Below are 1,675 nucleotides of genomic sequence, written 5' to 3'. Positions count from 1 at the left end.
GCGCCGCACAGCGCGTTCAACGCGGCGCGCGACCCGGTGATTGCGCTGGTGCGCGACGGCTGCCTGTGTACGAACGGCGCGTCCTCGCTCGGCGCGGACTGCGGCATCGGCAACGCCGCCGCGCTTTACCTGCTTTCACATCCGAACACCGCGCATGGGCCGGTGCGCCTGCTGTTTACCACCGGCGAGGAGGTCGGCCTGAAGGGCGCGCTGCACATGGACAAAAAATACGTTTCGGATGTGCGCTACCTGATCAATACCGACGGCTTCCAGCAGGGCGACGTTGTCGTTTCCTCGTCCGGGGGGCGGCGCGAAACCTATCTGCGCCCCCTGCACACGGCCGTGCCGCCCGGCGACCGCGCCTGGCGGCTGTCGCTCGACGGCTTCCGCGGCGGCCACTCGGGGTATGATATCGACAAGGGGCGCGCCAACACGATCAAGCTCCTCAGCGTGTTCTTGACCGAACTGTCGCAGCGCGTGCCGTTTGCGCTCGCGTCGTTTGACGGCGGCACGGCGCACAACGCGATCCCATTCGCCAGCGAAGCCGTGCTGGTCGCGCCGTCGCGGTACGCGGAAGAGATGGAGCGCGCCGCGTTCACGTTCCAGCAGCGGGTTTCGGATATGTTCTCCGTTACCGACCCGGGTGGCCGGGTACGGCTGTCGCCCTGTGCGCTGCCGCCGCGCGTCTGGTCGGACGCGGACATGCGCGCCACGCTCGACCTTTGCATCCTGATCTATAACGGCGTCTACTCCATGGACGCCTACCTCCCCGGCCGGGTCGGCTCGTCCTCCAACCTGGGGCGCGTGACCGTTAACGGGAGCGGGCAGGTCGAGGTGCGCAGCATGGTGCGCTGCGCGGTCGGCGCCAACGAGGAGATCATCGCCATGCAGCACCGGCGTGCCGCGGCCATGGCCGGCTTTACCATGACGGTTGGCGGCTACAAAGGCTGGCCGGGCACGGCGGACAACCCGCTCGCGCAGCTTATGGATCGCGTCTATTACCGGCAGAACGCCAGGCACCTCCATATTACGTCGATGCACGCCGGGCTGGAGACCTCGGCATTTTATGAGAAGAACCCCGGCATGGGGATCGTGAGCGCGGGCATGACTGTGCGCAACCCGCACTCGCCGGACGAGCATGTGGAGATCGCGTCCATCCCGCCCTATGTCAAAATGCTGCACGGCACGTTGCGCGCCATCGGGCACGGGTTGCTGCAGCCCGCCGCGCCCGACGACGGCCTGCTCGGCGTGGGCGCGTCGGACTAGGCCTCCCCGTGCCTTACAAAACGGCCTCCCCGATGATTTTATCAATTTGCATCTTGCATTCCTCTTGGCTGGGCATTATTATAAAGTGGCATGCCCTTAAGGTCAGGGCATAGGGGAGGGGAACCAAAAATGGATTTACTGCGGGAGCGCCCGGCCAAATTGTTCGGGCGCTACTTACTGCCTTCGGTCAGCGCGACGCTGGTCACTTCGATTTACATTATCGCGGACACGATCATGATCGGCCGCGGCGTGGGTGCGGACGCGCTGGTGGCGCTCAACCTGGTGCTGCCGCTGTTTTCTCTGCTGTTCGCGTTCGGCATGCTGTTCGGCGTGGGCGGCGGCGTGCTGTACTCGGTCGCGCAGGGGGCGGGGGACGGCGCGCGCGCCCGTTCGGCCTTTTCGACCGCGC

At 66.0% G+C, this 1,675-nt stretch carries 2 protein-coding genes; both read left to right on the top strand.

All coding sequences use genetic code 11. From position 1 onward, the window contains the following. Positions 1–1,266: M20/M25/M40 family metallo-hydrolase (locus tag CZ203_RS01140; RefSeq protein ID WP_087064265.1), on the top strand; the 1,266-nt coding region annotated here is incomplete at its 5' end. 129 nt (positions 1,267–1,395) lie between these two features. Beyond that, on the top strand, positions 1,396–1,675 hold a 280-nt coding region (locus CZ203_RS01135), incomplete at its 3' end, for an MATE family efflux transporter (protein ID WP_268875359.1).

Source organism: Intestinibacillus massiliensis, from assembly GCF_900155735.1.
In the GTDB taxonomy this organism is placed as follows: Bacteria; Bacillota; Clostridia; order Oscillospirales; family Butyricicoccaceae; genus Intestinibacillus; species Intestinibacillus massiliensis.
The sequence above is the reverse complement of the archived record's forward strand: the minus strand, read 5'-3'. Positions and strand labels throughout refer to the sequence as shown.